At 54.2% G+C, this 22,575-nt stretch carries 25 protein-coding genes; 2 read left to right on the forward strand and 23 right to left on the reverse strand.

Annotated features, from left to right (window positions below):
• Window positions 1-199: 199 nt before the first annotated feature.
• Window positions 200-1,282, forward strand: a complete 1,083-nt coding sequence (locus VIN76_RS01560) for a sigma-54 dependent transcriptional regulator (RefSeq protein WP_332040055.1) — start codon at window positions 200-202, stop codon at window positions 1,280-1,282.
• A gap of 189 nt (window positions 1,283-1,471) precedes the next feature.
• On the opposite strand, the gene VIN76_RS01565 is transcribed toward VIN76_RS01560, so the two are convergent.
• The 20 genes from VIN76_RS01565 to VIN76_RS01660 form a co-directional block, all read right to left on the reverse strand.
• A complete protein-coding gene (locus VIN76_RS01565; RefSeq protein ID WP_332040056.1) occupies window positions 1,472-1,735 on the reverse strand; it encodes a hypothetical protein in 264 nt (87 codons plus the stop codon).
• Complete coding sequence (locus tag VIN76_RS01570) at window positions 1,710-2,168, reverse strand: hypothetical protein (RefSeq protein WP_332040057.1); 459 nt, start codon at window positions 2,166-2,168, stop codon at window positions 1,710-1,712. The genes VIN76_RS01565 and VIN76_RS01570 overlap by 26 nt, the downstream gene beginning before the upstream one ends.
• A gap of 98 nt (window positions 2,169-2,266) precedes the next feature.
• Window positions 2,267-2,665 carry a flagellar export chaperone FliS gene (locus VIN76_RS01575; protein WP_332040058.1) on the reverse strand — a complete coding sequence of 133 codons (399 nt, stop codon included), beginning with the start codon at window positions 2,663-2,665 and terminating at the stop codon, window positions 2,267-2,269.
• Between the two features lie 20 nt (window positions 2,666-2,685).
• On the reverse strand, window positions 2,686-4,038 hold the full coding sequence (gene fliD / locus VIN76_RS01580; protein ID WP_332040059.1) for a flagellar filament capping protein FliD: 1,353 nt from the start codon (window positions 4,036-4,038) through the stop codon (window positions 2,686-2,688).
• 84 nt (window positions 4,039-4,122) lie between these two features.
• On the reverse strand, window positions 4,123-5,265 hold the full coding sequence (locus VIN76_RS01585) for a flagellar type III secretion system protein FlhB (protein WP_332040060.1): 1,143 nt from the start codon (window positions 5,263-5,265) through the stop codon (window positions 4,123-4,125).
• Window positions 5,265-6,047 carry a flagellar biosynthetic protein FliR gene (gene fliR / locus VIN76_RS01590; RefSeq protein WP_332040061.1) on the reverse strand — a complete coding sequence of 261 codons (783 nt, stop codon included), beginning with the start codon at window positions 6,045-6,047 and terminating at the stop codon, window positions 5,265-5,267. The genes VIN76_RS01585 and fliR overlap by 1 nt, the downstream gene beginning before the upstream one ends.
• Window positions 6,044-6,319, reverse strand: coding sequence for a flagellar biosynthetic protein FliQ (locus VIN76_RS01595; protein WP_332040062.1), 276 nt, complete (start codon window positions 6,317-6,319; stop codon window positions 6,044-6,046). Before VIN76_RS01595 ends, fliR begins: the two co-directional genes overlap by 4 nt.
• A gap of 3 nt (window positions 6,320-6,322) precedes the next feature.
• Window positions 6,323-7,129 (reverse strand): flagellar type III secretion system pore protein FliP, encoded by an 807-nt coding sequence (gene fliP, locus VIN76_RS01600; protein ID WP_414696247.1) that lies wholly within the window; start codon window positions 7,127-7,129, stop codon window positions 6,323-6,325.
• Window positions 7,119-7,373 carry a flagellar biosynthetic protein FliO gene (locus VIN76_RS01605; RefSeq protein ID WP_332040063.1) on the reverse strand — a complete coding sequence of 85 codons (255 nt, stop codon included), beginning with the start codon at window positions 7,371-7,373 and terminating at the stop codon, window positions 7,119-7,121. The genes fliP and VIN76_RS01605 overlap by 11 nt, the downstream gene beginning before the upstream one ends.
• Window positions 7,373-7,714, reverse strand: a complete 342-nt coding sequence (gene fliN, locus VIN76_RS01610) for a flagellar motor switch protein FliN (RefSeq protein ID WP_414696252.1) — start codon at window positions 7,712-7,714, stop codon at window positions 7,373-7,375. Before fliN ends, VIN76_RS01605 begins: the two co-directional genes overlap by 1 nt.
• Window positions 7,715-7,723: 9 nt before the next feature.
• Window positions 7,724-8,638, reverse strand: coding sequence for a FliM/FliN family flagellar motor switch protein (locus tag VIN76_RS01615; protein WP_332040064.1), 915 nt, complete (start codon window positions 8,636-8,638; stop codon window positions 7,724-7,726).
• 43 nt (window positions 8,639-8,681) lie between these two features.
• On the reverse strand, window positions 8,682-9,254 hold the full coding sequence (locus tag VIN76_RS01620) for a flagellar basal body-associated FliL family protein (protein WP_332040065.1): 573 nt from the start codon (window positions 9,252-9,254) through the stop codon (window positions 8,682-8,684).
• A 44-nt stretch (window positions 9,255-9,298) separates the two neighbouring features.
• Window positions 9,299-10,777 carry a hypothetical protein gene (locus VIN76_RS01625; RefSeq protein WP_332040066.1) on the reverse strand — a complete coding sequence of 493 codons (1,479 nt, stop codon included), beginning with the start codon at window positions 10,775-10,777 and terminating at the stop codon, window positions 9,299-9,301.
• Complete coding sequence (locus VIN76_RS01630; protein ID WP_332040067.1) at window positions 10,767-11,213, reverse strand: hypothetical protein; 447 nt, start codon at window positions 11,211-11,213, stop codon at window positions 10,767-10,769. Before VIN76_RS01630 ends, VIN76_RS01625 begins: the two co-directional genes overlap by 11 nt.
• Entirely contained in the window at window positions 11,210-12,568 is a 1,359-nt protein-coding gene (locus tag VIN76_RS01635; protein ID WP_332040068.1) for a FliI/YscN family ATPase, read from the reverse strand. The genes VIN76_RS01630 and VIN76_RS01635 overlap by 4 nt, the downstream gene beginning before the upstream one ends.
• The gene (locus VIN76_RS01640) at window positions 12,565-13,290 is read right to left on the reverse strand and encodes a hypothetical protein (protein WP_332040069.1); all 726 of its coding nucleotides are present in this window, start codon (window positions 13,288-13,290) and stop codon (window positions 12,565-12,567) included. The genes VIN76_RS01635 and VIN76_RS01640 overlap by 4 nt, the downstream gene beginning before the upstream one ends.
• Window positions 13,283-14,335, reverse strand: a complete 1,053-nt coding sequence (locus tag VIN76_RS01645) for a flagellar motor switch protein FliG (protein ID WP_332040070.1) — start codon at window positions 14,333-14,335, stop codon at window positions 13,283-13,285. The genes VIN76_RS01640 and VIN76_RS01645 overlap by 8 nt, the downstream gene beginning before the upstream one ends.
• The gene (gene fliF, locus VIN76_RS01650) at window positions 14,328-16,079 is read right to left on the reverse strand and encodes a flagellar basal-body MS-ring/collar protein FliF (protein WP_332040071.1); all 1,752 of its coding nucleotides are present in this window, start codon (window positions 16,077-16,079) and stop codon (window positions 14,328-14,330) included. The genes VIN76_RS01645 and fliF overlap by 8 nt, the downstream gene beginning before the upstream one ends.
• 1 nt (window position 16,080) lies before the next feature.
• Complete coding sequence (gene fliE, locus VIN76_RS01655) at window positions 16,081-16,473, reverse strand: flagellar hook-basal body complex protein FliE (protein WP_332040072.1); 393 nt, start codon at window positions 16,471-16,473, stop codon at window positions 16,081-16,083.
• Window positions 16,474-16,487: 14 nt separating this feature from the next.
• Entirely contained in the window at window positions 16,488-17,639 is a 1,152-nt protein-coding gene (locus VIN76_RS01660) for a sigma-54 dependent transcriptional regulator (protein ID WP_332040073.1), read from the reverse strand.
• 361 nt (window positions 17,640-18,000) lie between these two features.
• Between VIN76_RS01660 and VIN76_RS01665 the strand changes: the two genes are divergently transcribed.
• Window positions 18,001-18,816, forward strand: a complete 816-nt coding sequence (locus VIN76_RS01665) for a flagellin (RefSeq protein ID WP_332040074.1) — start codon at window positions 18,001-18,003, stop codon at window positions 18,814-18,816.
• A gap of 80 nt (window positions 18,817-18,896) precedes the next feature.
• On the opposite strand, the gene VIN76_RS01670 is transcribed toward VIN76_RS01665, so the two are convergent.
• The 3 genes from VIN76_RS01670 to VIN76_RS01680 form a co-directional block, all read right to left on the reverse strand.
• Window positions 18,897-19,616, reverse strand: coding sequence for a FliA/WhiG family RNA polymerase sigma factor (locus VIN76_RS01670; RefSeq protein WP_332040075.1), 720 nt, complete (start codon window positions 19,614-19,616; stop codon window positions 18,897-18,899).
• Between the two features lie 17 nt (window positions 19,617-19,633).
• Window positions 19,634-21,745: a flagellar biosynthesis protein FlhA gene (gene flhA / locus VIN76_RS01675; protein ID WP_332040076.1), complete on the reverse strand. Its 2,112-nt coding sequence runs from the start codon at window positions 21,743-21,745 to the stop codon at window positions 19,634-19,636.
• A gap of 6 nt (window positions 21,746-21,751) precedes the next feature.
• A partial coding sequence (locus VIN76_RS01680; RefSeq protein ID WP_414696248.1) for a lytic transglycosylase domain-containing protein occupies window positions 21,752-22,575 on the reverse strand: 824 nt, incomplete at its 5' end.

The following is a 22,575-nucleotide window of genomic DNA, read 5'->3' on the forward strand; positions in this document are numbered from 1 at the left end:
AGGACGCCACAACCTTTCGGTCGTCCTTCATGCCATCCCGTATCCAGCCCCCGGCAAAAAACTTAACGACACCGTTAACTACGCTTTAACCATCTTTGTTCATTACGGTTTTTACCAGGTGACGGTTGGGAGATTGCGGGATCTTCGAACCACCCAATGCCGGCATTGCCGGTTTCATTATTGTTATCTGGGTAGTCGCATGAGTAACGTAAATATTGAAACGCTTCTCGCATCAAAATTGATCGGTAGCAGTGCAAAAATGCAGCAGTTGCGTATGCTGGTGAAGTTCGCCGGACGCTGCAACAGCTCCATCATGATCACTGGGCCGTCGGGTAGCGGTAAAGAGGTTGTGGCCGATGCTATCCACTGCATCTCCGAACGTGCTGCGGCTCCCAATATCACGGTCAATTGCGGCGCCCTGCCGGAACAGTTGATAGAATCAGAATTATTCGGTCACGAAAAAGGCAGCTTTACCGGCGCCTATAACAAGCATGTCGGCCTGTTCGAGCAATCCGATCGCGGCACTATTTTCCTTGATGAAATCGGCGATATGCCCCTGAATATGCAGGTTAAACTACTGCGCGTTCTGGAATCGCGGATCGTAAACCGGGTGGGTGGCAGCCAGAATATTCCGGTTGATGTCCGGGTGATTGCGGCAACCCATAAAAATCTGGGCAATGCCATTCAGGGCGGATCTTTTCGCGAAGACCTGTTCTACCGGCTTTGCGTCGTGCCAATCGAAGTTCCTGCCCTGAACGAGCGGGCAGAGGATATTCCCGCATTGGTAGAGCATTTCCTTGATAACCAGAGCAACGGCAATCCGCCGCCCGTTTTCACGCAAGGCGCATTTGCCGCTCTCCAAAGCTATGAATGGCCCGGAAATGTGCGTGAATTACGCAATGTGGTTGAACGCGCTACGGTCTTCTTTTCCGGCAAGCAGGTCCAGGCCCATGATATTGCGGCGCTGGTGCAATCGGACATCGCCCCTGCCCTTGACGACAAGCCGATTATACGACCACAATTTTCTGATACGCAGGAAGATAGAAAAGCTGCTTTTGCACCCGTGTCACACAACCGGGCCAGCAATGTCATCGACCTGAACGCCCATCTGAATAACGAGGAGCGGCGGATCATTATCAACGCTTTGGAAGCATCACACGGCGTCGTGTCGAAAGCGGCCCGCTCGATCAATATCAAGCGCACCACCTTTATCGACAAGATGCGCAAACATCGCATTGATAAACAATGGGATGACAGCGTCCCGATGGCCTCCGGTTTCTAAGCTCACCTTCCGGAGCCTCAAGCGATTCGGAAGACAATCATGGAGCATGTGCCAAAAGTATCACGGAAAGTTTGGGTTTAGCTACAATCATCGTCACGCGCATCACCCGATGCACAACGAGTTGTTAGCTTCTTTAGTAAGTTAGGGGACATCAGCCTTCAACATCATTACTGGGCATCGATACGTTGTTTATTGCTCGTCAGGCTTTTTCTTCCCTTTGCCTCCCTCAAATGACTCTTTAGGATCTTCCATATAGAAAGAATTATTAGAGAGGCTCAATTTCTCGACCTTCTTACCTTCTATGACACGCATGTTTTTGACCGTGGTTCCAGATATTTCTATCGGGCCAACATCGCCGCCAAATTTAAAAAGGACCGGGGCCACGCCATCAAAATAGCAGTTAGCCATTATAAAATCAGCGCTCGCTTTAGAAGCCTTCGGTTTCTTCGCCATCCTCTCGATTCCTTTTCGATTTAGCTGATCCAAAATCATTTCTCTTTAATGACACTTTTTCGACCTTACGCACCTTCAATATAGGCTCATTCGTTCGGATCTTATTATCGGCCATATTTAAGGCACCCATCTCCTCGACATTAAACATTGCTGTCGTAATTTCTTCTCGATTAGCGTACTTTAGCGCTTGCTTAGTTGCAATCCGCCGCTTGAGCCAAAGCCATAGCGCCCAGTAACACGCGCACACTATGAAACCAATCACTCCCCAAAATTGGATTTGATCGTCCGTCATGAGACGATCCAAAATCTGATTTGCAATTTGGGGTCGCAACACAGCAAATGTCGAAATGGAAAAGGCTACGACACCAAAAATTTTGCTTGGAAGCCTGTCCCATGCCCTGAATAGAATTGCTAAAGTTGATTCTTTCCCCATCCCGGCTCTTTAGCACAATTAATCTATGAGAGTGGACTCCCATGACACATGTCGCAAAAGGATCATCCCTAACATTTTCTGCCCCAAGGGGCTGGCCATCACCCCTGATTGGGCGCGATAGACAGCCAAGCCTTTTCAATTTCATGCAGCATCTCTCTTGCTGACTCGGCTTTTTCGATGAACGACGCGCCGATTTCCGACTGAATACGGCGAGCTGCCTCGGCATAGATCTGATGCAGGGTCTGCGCCAGGTCGCCAGCAGCTTCAAAATCCAGTGACTCGTCCAGTCCGTTGATTATGCTCAGTGCCTTGGCGCGATATTCGAACATTTTTCCCTGATCGTTGCGCCGTGCATTCTCGATCATAAGGTCCAGACTGTCCCGCAGCTCCGCAAACAGCACCGCGATCAGGTCATGCGGCGTCGCAGACAATATGCGGCTGTTTTTCGCAACGGATTTATAGCTTGATGCGCGGCGGATATTGGATTGGAATGTCATTCTATATTACTTTCTTCAAATCAGTCTTTATCGAAGGATGCAAACTGTTGTTCGACATAGGATTGGGTTGCCCGCAAAACGGCGAGCTGCCGTTCCAAACCGGCAAAAGTGGTTTGTAATTGTTCGCGCAGACGGTCGCCGTCTTCATTGATTTTTTCCCGCCGCTCGTTGATCGATTTACGGATTGTGGCGAGCCGTTCCTGTGCCAGAGCCAAAGCCCCGTTTTCGTCCTGAAGGCGCGAAGAAATGCTATCCAGCGCGCCGCTAAGGCCGATATTGGTCTCGGTCTGCGCCGCCGGTTCCAGCATCAGTTTAACCGCGCCGGAATCCAGGGCAATCGCCGCATCCAGCCGCGTTTCATCTATTGATAAAGTGCCATCTCTTTCCGTCCGGACACCAATATCGGCCAGCGTCCGGAAATCGCCGCTATCGGTTAGCTGCGTAGATGTAAGCTGACCAAGTTGACGGATCACTTCACGCGCCCCCCTGTCCCCGGCCAGAGGACCGGCACTTCCGCCTTCGACGCCCGGTTTGGTCGCATCATTCAAGGACCGGCGCAGATCATTATAAGCGGTGACAAATTCTTTCACCAAACCGCGCACGTCAAGCGGCTCGCTGTCGCCGCTAATCGTAAAAGTCGTGCCAGGTTCAGCGGCCAGTAATGATAGCTGAACCCCCGGAATAGCGCCCAGAACCGTGTTGCTGCTATTGGTCAGCTCTATGCCATCGACCCGGATGATGCTATCCGCCGCCACGGCGATATTGGTCAGGTTCAGCGCAGCCGAAGGGCCGCCCTGCGTGATCGTAAAGCCGTTATCCGCGCCTTCCTGTGCCTCGAACACAATCCGCGAACCCGCCTTATCGGTGATAATGGAAGCCGTAACGCCGCTATTGCTGGCATTGATCGCGTCTTTCAGTCCGGTCAGGCTATTATTGGTGCCATCAATGACAATGTCGAAGCTGCCCTTGCTGTTTGCTATGGTCAGTGTGCGTTCGCCAATCGGGTCAGACGCGCTGGCGAAAATATCGCTCATTTCGCGCTGTGCGGTGGCGATTTGCACGACCTCGACAGAGGCTGGCAATCCTTCCGGACGGGCGCCTTCTACCACGCTGGCATTGGCAAGCTCTGTGCGGCTGGAAAGCAGTTCCCCGACAAAGCCCTGACCGTTCAGGGTTTCTTTCACCGCATCGGCAAAAGTGGTCATCGCCGAAGCTGTTGCCGCCATTGCCGAAATCCGCGTGCTGTTTAGCTGGCTACGCTCGTTAAGCTGGTCGAGCTTGACCCCGGTGGATGCCGAGACAAGGTCGTTCACCAACTGGGATGTATTGAGTCCGGAACCGGCTCCGATACTGTTTATGACACTGCTATACATTGTAATTTTCTCGCCTTCGGAATGATCTACGGCACGATGCGGGATGGATTAAGATACGGGTTTTGATTTTGGTTCAGCTTTTCATCAGGCCAGGCGGCTCCCGTCCGCGCCGTAGCGCATGTCTTCGGGTAAAGTGATACTGGGTTTGTGGATCGGGCTGACCATTTTCTGGTCGAGCTGGATCAGGAAGCTCAGCACCGCTGCAACCACGGCATAGAGACGATCGTCAATCACCTCACCCACTTGCGATGTGAAGTAAACGGAGCGCGTCAATTCGGGATATTCCATCACCGGTGTGCCGACTTCCGCCGCCATTTCGCGCATGGCCAGGGCGATTGCGTCACATCCCTTGCCAAGCACAACCGGTGCGTAATCCTGCTCCCTGTCATAGCGCAGGGCCACGGCGAAGTGGGTCGGGTTGACCAGAAGGACAGTGGCATCCGCGACGGCCTTGCGTGTGCTATCACTCAGCATTTCGCTGCGGCGCTGACGCTGGATGGCACGGGTATCGGGCGAACCTTCAGATTGCTTATATTCGTCCTTTATTTCTTGCTTGCTCATTTTCAGGCGCTTGGTGCGCTGGAACAGCTGGATCGGCACATCGATCATCGCGATCAGGACCAGGCTGACCGTGATGCCCATTAACAGTTTCAGGAACAGCGATGCATAGCTGGCCACCGCCATGTTCAGATCCTGCGCGCCCATTTGGGCAAGGTCGCCAAGATGCGTGAACAGTATCGTCCCGCCCACCACGCCGAGCAACAGGACTTTCATGATCGACTTGCCCAGTTCCATCAGGCCGTTAGTGCCGAATATCTTGCCCATTCCCTTAATCGGGTCGAGCTTGGATGGCTTGGGCTTTATGGCTGACCAGCGGAAACCGAATGAACCTAACAAAGCCGGGGTGGCAATAGCCGCAACCAGCAAAGCCACGAACAGCCCCATGAAGGACGGAACTAGCCCTGAAACCAACGAGAAGCTGCGGTTTCCGACTTCAAATTGTTCAACATCGCGGTGATCGAAAACCAGCGCGTTCGCCAGCATGTCCGCCAAAGCCTGATAAAGCACGCCGCCAAAAATCACGATCGCCACCGTGCCGACAAATGTGACCATCGCCCCGCCAAGATCGCGGGATTGAAGGACATCGCCCTTTTCCGCGCTGTCTTTTAGTTTTTTCGGGGTTGGTGCTTCGGTCTTTTCACCGCCACCGGGGGATTCCTGTGCCATTAGCGCCCCCCTGCGACGAGTGCCGCCTGATTAAGCCCCATGCCGAGCGCTTCGATTATCGTATCCGCCATGATCGGGGCCGTTATTGCCAGCGCGACCAGACCGACCATGATGGTGACCGGAATACCGACAGCAAACAGGTTGAGCGCAGGTGCGGTGCGGGCCAGAAAGCCCATCACAAGCTGAATGAGGATCAATGCGCCGCCAACCGGCAAGGCAATGAGCAGCCCCATGGAAAAGAGCGTTCCACCAAATTGCACGATGCCCATCAGCAATTCAGGACCAAGAAACGCATAGCCGGGCGGCAAAGCGGTATAGCTGTTCACAATCGTCGCGATCAGCATCAAATGACCGTCAATGGCCAGCAAAAGCAGCGTCGCCAAAATTGTCAGGAACTGACCGATAACCGGGGTCGATTGCCCGGTTTGCGGATCGGACATGCTCGCAAAGCCAAGGCCCATGGCGTTGCTGATCGTCGAACCCGCGACGAGCACACTGGCATAACCAATCTGGAGCGAAAAGCCCATGGCAAGGCCGACCAGCACTTCGCCCATGACAAAAATCAGGTTGCCGACACTGATCGCACTATCCGTCGGCAAAGCGAAACTGGCGCTGTTTGTCGCGACAAGGCCGATCATGAAAGACAATATGATGCGGATTTGCAAAGGCACATTGGCGGCCCCGAAAACCGGCGCAACAAACATGGCGGCGCCGGGACGGATCATCGCCATCAGCCACATCCAGATCTGCGCCTCTACATCAGCAAAGCCCGGTGCGATCATAGCAGAAGATCCGGTATGCGGTCGAAAATCTCCCTGGTAAAATCGGCAATCAGAATAAGAATGGAGCCGCCAAATATGGCGAGCATGACCGCAACCACGACCAGTTTCGGCACAAAGGTCAGGGTTTGTTCGTTCACCGAAGTCGCAGCCTGCACCATGCCGAGCAGAAGCCCGATGAGCAGCGCAGGGATCAGCAAGGGCGCGGCGGCCAGAGCCGTGATCCACAAGGCTTGCTGTGCAATAGCGACAAAGAAATCTGCATTATCGGTCATGGTCTAGGTCGCAAACGATGCCGCAAGAGAACCCATGGTCAACGCCCAGCCATCCACCAGGACGAATAGCAACAGTTTGAACGGCATGGAAATAATGACCGGCGACAACATCATCATACCAAGCGCCATCAATACAGCGGCAACCACAAGGTCGATGATAAGGAACGGCAGAAATATCAGGAAGCCAATCTGGAAAGCGGTTTTCAGCTCGCTGGTGACAAAGGCTGGCAGCATGATCGAAAACGGAATATCCGCGCTGGATTCAAAGCCCTTTTGATTGGAGAGTTCCATGAACAATTTAATGTCGGACTGGCGCGTCTGCTTTGCCATGAAGCTGTGCATGATCTTGCCGGATTTATCGATGGCATCGGTCAGGGTGATCTGGTCCGATGAATAGGGCGCAATAGCCTGTTCGTTAATCTTCTCGATACTCGGTGCCATCACGAACAATGACAGGAACAGTGACAGGCCGATCAGCACCTGATTGGGCGGCGTCTGTTGCAGGCCAAGAGCATGACGCAAAATCGACAGGACAATGATGATCCGTGTAAAGCTGGTCATCATCAAGACGATGGACGGTAATATCGTGAGCAGCCCCATCACGATCAGGATTTGCAGAGTGATGCTTAGCGGCGCTCCATCGCCTGAAACATCATCCAGTGCCCGTTCCAGCGCTGCGGATGCTCCGGGAGCTTCGGCGGAAACCGGGGCCGGAGCTGGTGCCTGGGCTTGAGCAAAGGCCGGTTCCACGGCAAATGCACAAACGGCCATCAGGACCAATATCCAGAGATATTTGAAATTAGTCGGCATTTTTTGCGTCAATCTTTGTAACGCCGCCGCGCGTGACGGAGAGGAGGATCTTGCGGCCCTCAAAATCAACAACAGCCAGCTTATTGTTCACACCGATAGGGAGAATCTCGACGATATTAAGGCTGCCCGTTTTCTGGCGCATCATCGTTTGCGGCTGATATTTGCGGTAAAGCCACAGCGACCCGTAGATCAGCAAGCCGATCAGCGGCAGCATGATAACGAGTTTGAGGATGTAAAAGGTCATCAGCCGCGCCTTTCAACCCGCGCCCGTGCCATCCCGTTCGATACGATCTCCGCAATCCGCACGCCGAATTTATTCTTGACCGGAACCACTTCCCCGCGCGCGACCAAAGTGCCGTTGACGTTGATGTCGATAAGCTGGTCAACCTGCCGATCCAGCTCGATGACAGAGCCTTCGCGCAGGTCCATGATTTCGGCCACGGTCATCGACACGCTGCCGACCTCAACCGACAGGCGAACCTTAATATCGGCCAGAAATGCATAATGGTCCTGTGGCTGGCTGACATTAATGCCAACGGGCTGGGCGGCTGCCATAGCTTCGCTATCTTGAGTCATATCGTTCATCATATCGTCCTATAGAAAATGCTTGATTTTAAAGGCGACGCCGCCATTTTGCTCGCCGATGCTGCCATGTGCGAACACACGGTCGCCAACGATCAGGGGTATATTATCAGTGGGGGAAACCGGCAGGATATCGCCCACGGCCAGCCGCGATAATTGCGACAAATCCATGGTGGGGCGCGCCAATACGGAACGCACCGGCATATAAACCTGTTCGACAGATTCCTTCAGCGCCTGTTGCCATGCGGGATCACCGGCATTGGTCTCACGATTGACCGGACGGTGCATTTGCGGCTCCATCGCCACCAGACCGTCTATCGACTGCACAATTTCAAGAGCTTTGACCGCATGACCGGACAGCGCAACTCTCGCCGTGCTGACCAGAACATTGGGATCATCAAGATTAAGATCCAGATCATCGGCGCCCGGATTATCAATGCCATGAATATGCCCGGCATAGCGGACATTTGTCTCGCAAACGGCCGACCATCCTTCGCTCAGGCTATTGCCCAGCGCTTTTGCCAGACGATCAATCATCCCGATTTCGGACCGGGTCAGATTACCCTTGGCGCAGGACTTGCCATCAAATTGCCCTCCGAAGAAACAATCTACACAGCCGGTCAGGAACAACCGGGAAACGCGGACCCAGATAGCCTGGACAGAAACGCCAGCATGAAATTGCAGATAGATCGCCTCGTCCTCTTGCGCCGCGCACCAGTCGGATAACGGAACACTGTCGCAGCTCGCCATTTCCACAGACAGATCGCCGCCGGTGATATTGGCAAGATTGACTTTAAGCCGCCCGGCAAGCCTTTTCTCTACCTTCCGGTAACCGTCCAGAAGCATATCGTCAGGGCCGCCTTTTTTCAGCAGGCTGTGCTCGGCAGCGGCCCGTTGGGACATTGTAGCTGAAGAAGGGTTGGACATAAGACTATCGTTTCTCTGATTTTCTGAGCGGGATTGGTGAGAATTACTGGATGACCATGCTGGTAAAATACACGTCCTCAATGCCGCCAAATCCTGTCTTGTCTTTCAAGGTGGCGTTGATGACCTCACGCAGATCTTTCTTCAGCTTGAGCTTCCCTTCGTTGCTATCCAGCTCAAAAGGGTCCTGCTGACTAAGCTGCATCAACACGGCGGAACGGATTGCAATTTCATGGTCGACCACATTCTGGATTACGCGCTCGTCATAATAGGTCGAAACGGCGAGTGATAATTGCGTATAGCTTTCCGAATGGGTCAGGTTCGATGTGAACGGTTCCTCAATCTGGTGATATGTAATCTTGAACTTGTTTTTCGATTGATCCGGCAATGCGTCCCCGGCCTCTTTCGCGCTAACCGCAGTGCCATCTTTCAGAATAATCTTGGGCGTGTTCGGATCATCAGCCGCCTTTGCCGAACCGACCATATTTCCCGCTACATAAAAGCCGGCAGCCGCTCCGCCGCCGCCCAGAACCGTCACAGCCACAAGGCCAATGACGATAGCCTTCACCTTGCTCTTTTTCTTTTTGGGTTGTGTATCTTCCGGGGTGGTGACTGACATTTTGACCTCTAAATCTCTAATGGTTTTAATTATTTACTGTGCGTTCAGGCATATCGGCTATTGTCGGAGGAGCCTTGCTGGCCGGGCTCACTATCGGCCCGGATTGCGTCCGATTGCGCCGCCGTTCTGTTGCGGGCCGGGGCGGAGTCACCTTCGCGCTCGTTGCTGCTATTTTGCTGGGGATTCAGGCCGCCATTCTCGGAAGCCGCGAACATATTTTCCCTGACATCCACGCGCAGGTTCAGGTCGGACCGGCCATTGGCTTTCAACAGATCCTGTATCGCCTGGCTGTGCTGCACAATCACTTCACGGGCCGCATCGCTTTCCGCTTCTATGCGGATGGTTTCCACGCCGCCGCGCGAGATGAAGGACACTTCCAGACGTCCCATGTTACGGGGGTTAATCTCGAACTTTTTAAGGTCGCCGTTGATGTTAAGGTCTGACAGTTCAGACGCGAAACGCTCGGCAAATTGCGGTGCGTTCCAGTCAAAGCTAACCGTCTTGGCCACCATATTTTGAGGGGCATTCTGTGCGGTCGCAAGCGGAGCGGCTGGCTGCGGAGCAGACAGTTCAATGCTGCGTTCCTGATCACCGGCGGCAGGGATATTACTCATTTCCGCCAAAAACGGTTTGGCATCGGCCTTCGCCGGTTTGCTTGCGGCATTGATGCTATTACGGGCCTTTGCTTCCATTATCTGCTGCGCCGTGGTGGGTTTGGCCTTACTCTTTCCATTCATCCGAAGGCCCAGTATGTCCTGCATCTGACGCGCTGAACCGGAATCTTTCGCTGCTTTATGATCGCCGTTTGCGGTGCTGGCACTCCGGATAGTTTCGGTTGTTTCAGCATCAGGCTTAGGCTTCGCAGCTGTCGATGCCTTTCTGGCTTCATTTGCAATCTGGTTGGGATTGACCGGCAAAGTCGAAGCCTGCTTGACCGTGTCAAGGGCGGGCGCTGTCTGGGTTTTCGCTTTTGCGGGCTGGTCTTGGCCTTCATCCACGATAGCGCCGGGCTGTGACGGATTACGCTTTGACAGGTCAAACATTGTTCCTGCTCTCGTCTGCGTTTCGCCACCGGCACTGGCATTTTCGCCTGACAGAGGTTGCAGGCCAGAAGTAAACTGTGTGTTATGTGCGGGAGCGGCGGGAGCTGATAGCGCGGCTTCACCCTCAACATTTTGAGCGGCAAGCGTAAGTCCAATGGTTTTCGCGCTGCTGTCACTCGCAAGAGAAACCGGTTGGTCGTCAATGCCGATTAGCTGGCTCAAAAACTGTTCAACATCCGTCTTGTAGCCGTGATCTTTCACGCCATCTTTCGCGCCCGAATCTTTGACCGCGCCATCCTTCAACGCGCCGCTTTTCAGTGTCGCAGCCGCACTGCCAGACGCAGGACGCCCCCGGTTTTCACCCGGAAGCAGAAGGGAGCTGAACTCTTGATTGGCGGTGCGTGTTTCCATATCCGCAGGCTTTGCAGAAAGCATGCCAATTATGGAGTGGGAAGCCTCTGACAATATCCTACCAATCATCCTGGCAATCCTTCCTTTTATTATTACCTATATTATACAATATGTTATGCCTGATATCCGTCTTGAATATTTCTGCCTTGCGGGCCTTTTTAAGGTTGGAGCGGAACAGCTTTTCGGTGCTTTCATAAGTGGTCCGGGCGGCAAGATTTTGCCGCTCTGCATGGGCAAAATCTTGCCGTGCCGTTTCTATCGACGCCTCGATCGACCGCTCCGCATCGACCAGACGGCCTGAAAGCTCCATCCGGGCAGACAACATGTCTGCGTCCACCGCCTCCACGTTGCCTAAAGTCTCTGTATGAAGTTTTTTGATCCTGCTCTTGTTATGCTCCAGAACAGCGCAGTGATTATGCGCTTTGGCCAGCGCGATTTCCTTCAGTTTCTTTTGCGTATCACGCACCTTCAAAATGCGTTGCAGGCCCTTCACTTTGCTTTTCATGCCTGAAACAGACCAAATAGATCGCTGATACTTTGCCCGAAATTGATAAGCTCACGGGGCTTTTGCCGCAGGTAATTCACCATGACCGGCCACTGGGCCAGGGCTTCGTCGATATTCGGATCGCTCCCCGGCTGATAGGCTCCCATCAGGACAAGATCGCGGTTTGCCTCGTAAACCGACCAGAGCCGCCGGAAATGGGTTTGGGCCGCGTGATGGTCATCATCAATAATATCGACCGCGACGCGGCTGATCGATTTGCCGACATCAATCGCCGGGAAAATGCCCTGCTCCGCCAAAGAGCGTGACAATATGATATGACCGTCGGCAATGGCACGGGCATTATCAACCACCGGATCATCAAGGTCATCACCATCGGCAAGCACCGTATATATGGCCGTGATGGAACCGCCGGTCTGGCTGTCATTCCCTGCCCTTTCGATAAGGCGCGGGATCAGCGACAATGCAGATGGCGGATAGCCTTTCATCGTGGGCGGCTCCCCCGCTGCCAGGCCGATTTCGCGCTGGGCATGGGCAACGCGGGTCAGGCTGTCGATAACCAGCACAACCGATTTTCCCTGTGCGCGGAAATATTCTGCAATGGCCGTTGCACGGTGAGCAGCCTTTAACCGCGAAGATGGCGAATGGTCCGCTGGCACAGCGACCGTAATCGTCGGCACAGCATCCTTTTTCGCGTTGCGGCGGTTGACGAAATCATTCACCTCCCGCCCGCGCTCACCGATCAGGCCCACGACCACGACATCGGCGACTACCCCGTCCAGTATCTGGTTAATCAGCATGGACTTACCAACGCCGGAACCGGCGATGATCGCAACCCGCTGCCCCTGGCCAAAGGTCAGCAATCCGTTGATTGCCCTGATCCCCATATCAATGGGCTTGGACACGCTGGCACGGCGCATGACATTGCCTTCCAGCCCCGACAGCGGCACGGTATCGGTCGTCAATATCGGGCCTTTGCCGTCAATAGGTTCACCCATCGGGCCTATGATCCGGCCAAAAAGCGCGTCACCGACGGCGGCTTCGTTTGATTTTGCAAAGGGAAGCACCGGGCTTCCGCTTCTTAGCGGCGCATCCTGCACCATCGGAATCATGAGCGTGCGCGAACCTTTGAAGCCCACCACTTCGGCGGTGATTTCCCGTCCGTCGGTTGCAATTACGCGGCCGGAATAGCCCAGAGGGTAAGGAAAGCCCGTGACCTCCAGCATACCGTTATCATGCGCGGAAAGCTTGCCGACATGGCGCGGTTCGTTACTGATATGTTCGAGCCGTGCCAAAAGGCCCTGTATGCCTTTGCCGCTGACATGATCGGGAACGAAACTGTTTGTCGCTTCATTCATGGCTGCTGACCGGGGTTTTCGGATTGTTCGCTGCTAAATTCGTCTATCAAAGCGCGCAATTCTTCCAGCACGGTTTCGGACCCTCTTTCGATCCAGCCGCCGGCGTGGCTTAGTTTCAGATTGCCGCGCAGCAGTGTCGGATCAGCTCGCAAGGGCAGTTTGCACAGATTCTGATCGATCAATTTCAAATCATCGGGGTGCAGGATCAGGCTCGCGCCCTTCTGGTCCTGATCAATCCTGTCGGCCAGTTGCACCGCCCATGCTTCCAACAATAAAGGATCGGGCATGGCGAGTTCGGAACAACGGCGGAAAAGCGATTCAATCGCATTGAGGATGAGCGAAAAGCTGCCCGTGGAATAAAGGTCGTTCACATGACGGATGGCATCGGCCAGGACAATCGCGGCCTGATTGTCGGCGGCCTGTTCCTCTGCCAATGCCGCTTGCCCGTCTTCCCAGCCTTTGCGGTAAGCGACTTCAAAAATATCCGGTTCCAGATCCTCCGCGGGCATGGCGGGCGCAGGAGCAGCGGCAGGTTTGTCAAAACTTTGAAACTGATGGCCTGCGGCGGGCCCTGCATCCGCCGAAAGATTGCCGAACCATGCGGAAAACTCTTTCTGCTCCACCGGCATACGCCAGAGCGGAGCAACATCGGCATCGGAACCACTTGGTCCATCCTTCACGAACCCGTCATGAAGATTTTGTTCAAGATACAGATCAGACATAATCGGCACCGCCGGTCGTCATACTGATTTCGCCGCTGTCGATCATTATCTTGGCAATCTCAATAACACCTTTTTGTGCACTGAGGACCGCTTCCATTGGTTGTGGCGGAGTCTCGTCCATTTCATCCTGTATGGTTTCGGCCGCGCGCTGTGACATGGCGGCGAATATTTTCGCTTTCAGCTCGCTGGATGCACCGCGCAATGCGGGGACCAAAATGGCGTTATCGACCTTGCGGACGACCGTTCCGATATCCTTACTGGACAGGTTCATCAGGTCGGCAAAGACGAACATTTCATCTTCGATCTGACGCCCGATTTGCCGGTTGCGTTTGGCCAGGCCTTTCAGGACCATCTGGCTCATCTGTTTCGGCAGGTTGTTCACAATAGAAGCGCTATCCATCACGCCGCCAATTTCCATGGGCGGAATAATCTCTTCCGCCGACGGTCCGTTGTCTTCAAGCAGCGCGTGGATCTGGGCCAGCGCATGGGCGCTAACCGGCGCCAAAGTCGCGACCCGGTAGATCAGCTCTTCCTGCAATTCTGGCGGAACAAGCTGCAACATCTCTGCCGCGGCTTCCGGTGTCATGAAAGAAACCAGGACCGCAGCAATTTGCGGCGGCTCGTTCTGAACCAGTTCGGCAAGATCCCTGGCAGAAATCCATTTCAGTAAACTTGCGATATTGCTCGGCCGCTTTGGCGCAAAGCGGTTCATCATATTTTCCGCGCGCGGTGTGCCCAGCGCCTGCCGGAAAACCCGACCGACTTTCTCATCGGACTTATAAGCCAGGGTCGTCTGGGTTTTGACCAGTTGCAAAAAGCGGTTCAGTGACCCATCAATCTGCTCTGCATCGACATCGGCAACGCTGAACATTGCCTCGCCCAGCATTTCGGCTTCCTCCGGCTCAAGGCGCTCTAGTATTTTCGCGGCCTCTTCATCGTCGAATAACAACATCAGGATTGCGGCGGTTTGTTTACCGGTCATCAATTCCAGTTGCTGGCCATTTTCGTTGGCATTTTTACCGTCTTTGATCGCTGCCTCAGCCATTAGCATCCTCCAGCGTGTTCGCTTCTTTCAAAAGTTCTTTCACCACCAGCGCAGCATGGTCGGGGTTTTGTTTGACAAAATTCTGGGTCAACAAAGCGCGTTCCTGATAGCTGGGCGCGGCCTGGATCATGTCGATTGTGACAGGCGCGTCGGCCGACCGGGCGGGGGAGCCACTATCATCTTGCCGCTCGCCATCTTCCGACCCTTCACCAAGCAGACCACCATTGAGCGATTTCAGATCACCGCCGCTGACAAGACCGCCAGCCGCCATATCGGCTTTCCGGTTCTTCTCGGCATTCAGCCACTTTTTCAGTATCGGACGGGCGATAACAAAGATGATGAGCAAGGCGACAATAAGCGCGGTTACGTTGCGGCTGACGATCCCGAACCAGGGTGTCTCATACCATGGTTCTTCGACAGCTTTATCAGTCACCGGGCGAAATTGCCGGGCAGAAACCGCAATCTGGTCACCGCGATCGGCATTAAACCCGACCGTGCCTTTGATAAGGCTTTCGATTTCCTGAATCTCTTTGGGTGACTTGGCATTTTTCAGCACCTTGTCATCAATCGCAACTGCAACCGACAGGCGGGAAACCTGACCCGTTGCCTGGTTGATGACCGCAATTTCGCGGGCCAGCTCAAAGTTGCGTTTATATTCTTCGCTGGTTTTCGTCGCGTCGGCCTGCGCTCCGCCCTGTTCCTCAAGCCCTTCGGCCTGATCCTCAAACTCCGCAGCAGCGGGCGGACGATTGGCCAGTGCGCCGGGTATGCCGCCCGGTTGCGGACCGCCTGCCGGTTCTTCGGAACGCATGCCCTGTTCAGAGCGCAGAACCGAACCATCGGCGGGATAGGTTTCGCTGGTCGCCTGTTTTTCGTCAAAGTTCACATCGGCGGTGACTTCCGCAACAAAATTTCCGGCACCGACTATCGGCGTCAACAGGCTTGCCAAAGACTGCCGGTAGCGGTCTTCAATGGCGGACTTTATCTTTAACTGCGTGTCATTGGTGCGCGCGCCTTCATCTTCGCGGCGCGAAAGCAATCTTCCGTCCTGATCCACGACCGATATATTTTCGGTGGAAAGACCGGGCACAGAGCTTGCGACTAGGTTTAATATGGCCTGCGTTTGCTTCTCGTCCAGTTCGGTAGAGCCGGTCAGTTGTAAAATGACCGATGCCGCCGGTGCGTTTCTTTCGCGCAGGAAAATGCTTGGCTGTTCAACGGCCAGATGCACCCTTGCAGACAATACATTATCCAGCGCCTCGATGGACCGCGCCAGATCCATTTCGCGTGAAAGCTTTAATTTTTCCGATTCAACCGCACGGCTCGCACCCATTGGCATGCTCGATATGATGCTATCGCTGCTGGGGGCAGAGCGCGGTAGCCCCTGCCCTGCCAATTCGATTTTTGCCGTGTGATAATCGGCTTCATCGACCATCAGCGTTCCGGTCGAATGATCCACTTCATAAGGGATATTCGCGCTTTGCAGCGCTTGCATCACTGCCGATTTGTCGCTGTCGGGCAATCCGCGGAACAGATCGCGCTGGTCCGGTTCACGCAGAACCAGCCATGCGGATAAAGCCGCAATGACCACGGCGGAAAGAATGATCAGCGGCATTGCCCGCGCAATGGCGGGCTGCTGTGTGAAGGTTTTGATCGAACCCAATATGCCGCCCGCGCCGGACGCATTTGCACCCGCCGCAGCGACTGGCATAAGATTCTGGTTTATTGTTGCTTCCTGGGCCATGTTATACCGGCATGTTCATGATGTCCTTGTAGGCGGACAAAAGTTTGTTCCGTGCCTGCAAGGTTGATTCAAAGCCGATCGAGGCTTTATGTTTGGACAGCATGACCGCTGCGACATCGTTGGTTTCACCCATTTGATAGGCGGTCATATTATCTTTCGCTGTGGCCTGAAGCTTGTTCACTTCCTGAATGGCGTCCGTAAGCTGCGCGGCGAAAGCGCCGCCAGGAGCAGTTGAACCTTCCACACCACCAATGCCGGAAGTCTTTCCGGTTTGTGGCGCCTGACCAATACCGGTCAGGTTCTGTGATTTGCTCGCAATATTCTGCAACGCATTATTCTGGTTCAGGATCGCATTGCGCGCGGCCATCAGGCTATTCATATTAACGGAGGACATAATCTATCTCCTTCTCACGCCGCGAGCGCACGCATATCGGCCATCCGATAGCGTAACGTGCGTTCCGAAATGCCAAGCTCTTTGGCAGCTTCACGGCGGTTGCCGTTGGTTTGTTCAAGGGTTTTTGTGATCGCGTCATATTCGACGCTTTTGGAAATGGATTGCAGGTCGCGTCCGCGCAGGAACCGTGCCGAGCTGCCGGGTTGAACCGCATCCTGCTTCGGACCGGAGGACAGGCTTTCGCCGGAGAACATCAAATCCCTGGCCTCGATACGATCACCGTCACACATGACCAGGGCGCGCTGAAGCACATTGGCAAGCTCACGGACGTTGCCGGGCCAGTGATGCGCTTTTAACCGCTCGATGCAGCATTGCGACAAAGAGACAAATTTCTTCTGCCCCTTTTGGAAGTCCATCATCATGAAAGCAGAGATGGCGACAATATCGGCAGGACGGGCTGAAAGCGGCTCCAGTTCCACCGGCATGACATTCAAACGCCAGTAAAGATCCTCGCGGAACGTGCCGGCTTTGACTTCCTCGGCAAAATTGCGGTTAGCAGCACAAATGATGCGAACGTCGATTTTTTCATGGCGCGTTGCACCGACAGGCAGGATTTCACCCTCTTGCAGCACGCGCAGCAGCTTTGACTGGCTCTCCAGCGGCATCTCGGTAATCTCGTCGAGGAATATCGTGCCGCCGTCCGCTTCTTTGAACAGACCAACGGCGCTGGCATAGGCTCCGGTAAAGGCGCCTTTCTTGTGACCGAACAGGATAGACTCAATCATCGTCTCTGTAATGGCCGCGCAGTTCACGGTGACGAGTTGTTTATCGGCACGGGCGCTGTTTTCGTGAATATATCGCGCCACGCCTTCCTTGCCTGTGCCGGTCTGTCCGGTAATCATGACATTGGCGTCGCTACGCGCCACGCGGGCAGCATATTTATAAAGGGCTATGGATTTGGGGTCCGCATAGGCAGGCCCCCGGCCCCCGCGCATGGATTCAATGATGCAGGACAAACCAAATAATTTGTCGGCCTCACCAAATTCAATGCGCGGGGGTTGGCTGAGGGTAGCCGGAATAAAACGAAATGGCCCGTCGCGATAAATAACGACGGGGTCTTTTGACGATGATGCTTCGGAGTGGAGGGGTTCAACACTCTCCAGCATATCAACAAACTCTGGAAACCTAGAGACCAGGCTAGATTTTAATGTGTTGTTGACCATCTTTTTCCCTCACGTTTCATTCTGGACACGGGATCGATACTCATTGCTCCATATGTCCATCCGACACTTCGCAATCCGCATGCCAGTTTCGCAAAATGGCTGAAACGCGACATATTTCTGTCTGGACCTGTCGGTTTCCCGACAGGAATGTCGGAAACCGGACAGTCATTCGCGGCCACTGTCGGAGAACCGACATTTTTTTTGATTAATTATTTTCAGGCCCGCCGTTAACTCCAATGAGGCCGCTTCAAGGGACGAAGTGACCCACAACAAAAGACCAAGTATTTGTGAAAAGGATGTCACTATGACTGTAATAGGAACTAACGTAACGGCCCTGCGCACCAGCTATGCTTCTAACCAGGCTGAAATGGGTCTCGCACGTTCAATTGAACGCCTCTCGACCGGTAGCCGGATCAACTCTGCAGCGGATGATGCCGCCGGTAACGCAATCGCAACCCGTATGACCTCGGAAGTGCGCGGCCTGAACATGGCGATCCGCAATGCAAACGACGGCATTTCTCTCGCTCAGACCGCAGAAGGCGGCATGAACGAAATCACAACCATGTTGCAGCGTATGCGTGAACTGTCCGTTCAGTCTGCCAACGGCACGCTTTCTGCCAGCGACCGGGGCAACCTTCAGACCGAAGTTACCGCTTTGATCGCCCAGGTTGGTGATGTGGCATCGCGGACGACTTTCAACGAAGTGTCATTGCTTGATGGCACCAACGCATCAATCAACATTCAAACCGGCAGCAACGCAGGCCAGACAGTCACCATTACACTAGAAGATGTCAGTGCCGCGACCCTTGGTGTTGACGCGCTGGACATCAGCACGGAAGCCGGCGCAACAGCTGCGCTGACCGCTCTCGACTCCGCTCTGGATACAGTGACAACGGGTCAGGCAAATCTGGGTGCATCGCAAAACCGGTTGCAAGCCACGATCTCCAACCTGTCCGACCGTGTAGCCAACACCATGGAATCGCGTTCGCGCATCATGGATGTCGATTTCTCGGCCGAAACCACCGAACTGGCGAAAAACCAGATCCTGAGCCAGGCTTCCACCGCCATGCTCGCTCAGGCAAACCAGTCCCAGCAGTCAGTGCTGAGCCTGCTTCGCTAATACGGGTAATTATCGAAACGGAAACGCCTCTTCCCGAAAGGGAGGAGGCTTTTTCTTTGCTGAGGCCGCTTTTATAGTTACTAATTTGATCCCATCGCGGCCTGCAATTTCTCCAGGGCACGCTTTTTGATCTGGCAGACGCGCACAGACGACACATCCAGAACGGCACCGATTTCATCGAGCTGCATTTCCTCGATAAAGTAACAGTTGAGGACAAGCTGTTCCCGTTCATTCAGTTTTTTCAGATTTTCCGCTAACAGCCGAACCATCTGTTCCTTTTCCAGCGTTTCGTGCTGGTCATCCTCTTCATTGGTGAACCAGCTACTGGAATCGCAATAGACTTCATCAAGGGAATCGACATGGACATCAATGGCTCGGTCAGCATTTTTGCGAAACTCCGCCTGGTCCATGCCCATTGCGCTTGCAAGCTCAACTTCGCTCGGTTCACATCCGTTTTCCTGAGCCAGTTGCTCGCTGACCCGGCGCAGGTTTTTGTTCCATTCGACCGCGCTTCTGCGCAGGTTGCAGCTTGACCTGAGATAGTCGATCATCGCTCCGCGGACACGGACATATAAATAGGTGCTGAAGCTGTGCCCCTGATCAATATATTTCGCGGCGGCCTCCACCATGGTCACCAGACCAACCTGAATCAGATCCTCCAGTTCAACATGGTCGGGAGAGAATGCCTTAATCTGCCAGGCAATCTTGGTTACCAGACCCTGATGCTCCTTGACCAAATTCGTCTCGTCAAACTGCATCGCACCATAAGCTTGAGAGACTCTGTTTTTTGTTTGTAACATAAGGCCATTCCACTCGATTAAAATGTCTGATGCGCTTCGACACGCGCTGGCTCGGGCCGGGATTGCGGAACCCCGATTTTTGCCAATACCTCAATGGATTTGTCTTCCGGCAGCTCCTGATAGGAAAGCACGGTCAGGTCCGGGAAACGGTTTTTCAGCAATGCGCTCAGCGGACGCCGGACAATGGGTGAAGTGATGAGCGCAATGTTGCGAGATTCCATCGGCAGGCTACGCGCCGTTTCATCGACTGCCTCGACCAGTTGCTGCGCCAGTTGCGGCTCAATCGGATAATTTGCATCCTCCCCGATCTTGAGCGCCTTGACGAGCAGACTTTCCAGATCGGCATCCAGCGTCACGACGGGAAGCGGCAGGTTGATCGGCACCATCGTCTGAATGATAAGATTACCGATTTTCTGCCGGATCACGTCAACAATCTGTTCGGTTTCGCTATGATGGTTGGACGCTTCCAGCATCGCCAGACAGATTTTCTGGAAATCCTTGACCGGCACTTTCTCTGCCAGAAGCTCGCGGCAAATCGCTGTGATCGCAAACAGCGACAGCGGTTGCGGCGTGAGACTATCGACAAGTTGGGGCGATGTTTCTTTCAGCATGTCGAGCAGTTTTTGTGTCTCATCCATACTGAACAGCTGGGCCGCGTTCCTGCGGACCACATCGTTCAGATGGGTTGCAACAACCGTAGGCGCATCAACAACTGTGTAACCTTCGGCAATTGCCTGGGATTTCTTGTCTGCACTGATCCAAATCGCATCCATGCCAAAGGTCGGGTCTTTACAGGGCCGCCCCTTGATAACCGCATCGACATGCCCGTCATCGAGCGCCAGAAAATCATTGGGCCAGACGGTGTCTTCGCCCAATATCATGCCGCCCATCATGATCCGGTAGCTGTTCGGCTCAAGCTCGAGATCATCCTTGATCCGAACCAAGGGGACCACAAAGCCAAGCTCTTTGGAAATCTGTCTGCGGATGCCGGTGATCCGCTTCATCAATGGCGCCCCCTTGCGGTCCTCCACCATCGACACCAGACCGTAGCCAATCTCGATACCAAGCCGCGCTTTTTCGGATACGTCTTCCCAATCAATCTGTTCGGGCTGTTTTTCGGGAACTGTCTCGACCACCGTTTCCACCGGCTTTGGCTTGCGGATCAGATAGAAAGCCAGACCGCCAGCGACTGCCGCTGCGGAAAGCACCACCATATGCGGCATACCCGGAAGCACGCCTAAAATCCCAAGGATCACGGCCACCGGAACCCAAGCAGCCCCTGAACCGAATTGCGAAGTAATCTGGTCTGGCAGGTTCTTGCTAGAAGTAACACGGGTGACGATAGCCGCCGCTGCGATTGAAAGGATAAGCGCAGGGATCTGGGCGACCAGCGCATCACCGATGGCAAGCATGGTATAAGTGCTCGCCGCTTCTGCAAGCGGAAGGCCATGCACTGCACTGCCTAGGACGATACCACCAATCACATTCACGGCAAGGATCAGGATACCGGCGACAGCATCGCCTTTCACAAATTTTGAGGCACCATCCATCGAACCGTAAAAATCAGCCTCGGTCGCTACTTCAGCGCGACGTTCTTTTGCTTCTTCCGGCGCAATCAGCCCGGCATTCAGGTCGGCATCAATCGCCATCTGCTTGCCTGGCAAGGCATCCAACGTGAAACGGGCGGATACTTCGGAAACCCTTCCTGCACCCTTTGTAATCACGATCAGGTTGATAATCATCAAAATGGCGAAAACGAATATACCGACGATATAATTGCCACCGAGCAACAGGCCGCCAAAGGCTTCGATAATCTGCCCGGCAGAATCCCCGCCTTCATGCCCTTGCACCAACACAACCCGCGTCGAGGCGACATTCAGGCCCAGCCGCAGTAATGTTGCAAAAAGCAGCACCGTCGGGAAACTGGAAAAATCGAGCGGCTTGTTCGCATTCAATGCGACCATCAGGATGACCAGAGAGATCATGATGTTGGTGATGAAACCAATATCCAGCATGATCGTCGGCAATGGCAGCACCATGAACATGACCAGCAAAAGGGTCGCCAGAGGAAGCAGACCCGATTTCAGGTTACCGGCCATGCGGCCCATGGAAAAAAATTCTCGGTTCATTATGTCTTACATTCCCAGAGTGGCGAGCATCAGATAAGCTGCGCGTGCAGGCTCGCTGAATGGCTTCGATATGGTGGATTGGCTTTGGCCGGTGGCAGGACCGCCGGTTTTGTCATTAAGGTGCGCCTGCGCTATCCGCAGATAATCGGCGGGCTGCACCATCCGCGGCGAACCGGCACCCAGTCCGGCATGTTGCGGCAAGATATTTCCGTCTGTCGGCAAGCCTTTGCCGCCGAGCATATTCACGGCATTGGCCAGCTTGCTTTGAAAGCGATCGCGAATGGCTTCAAAACTTTGCGCCGCTCCGCTCCGGTCATAAAATATATTGCGGTTGGCACGGGCCGCTTGCGGAAAGGCCGATGCGGCAGAACCGCCGGGATTGCTATCCATCCGGTTCAGAAACTTGGCGGCTCCTGCCGGGCCAAGAAAATGCGCCAGATAAAGATCGACCGATTCCGGCTTTCTGCCCGTTTTCTGTTCCAGATAAGCGCCATTGTCGCGCGCAAATTCCCCCGCTAACCCGGCGGAAAGCGCTGGATTGTTGCGTAGCGCCAATATACTGGATTTCTGCGCTTTATCGGCAACATGAAAGTGGCCGTTCCTATCCCTTGAAATTGCATTTTGCGCCCAGCCAAGGCCGTATTGATCGCCCTTTTCCTTGACCAGTCCCAGCCATGTCTGGTCAATAAACTGGTAAAGCCCGGTAGCCGAAGATGTCCCGGCCTTCGCATCCGCCCGCATCCCGCTTTCTAGCTGTGCCTGAGCGATCAGATATTGGAAATCAACACCGGTCCGCTGCGCCGATTGCGCGATAATGCTTGGCAGATCGC

This window comes from Parasphingorhabdus sp. (assembly GCF_036568145.1).
GTDB lineage: Bacteria > Pseudomonadota > Alphaproteobacteria > Sphingomonadales > Sphingomonadaceae > Parasphingorhabdus.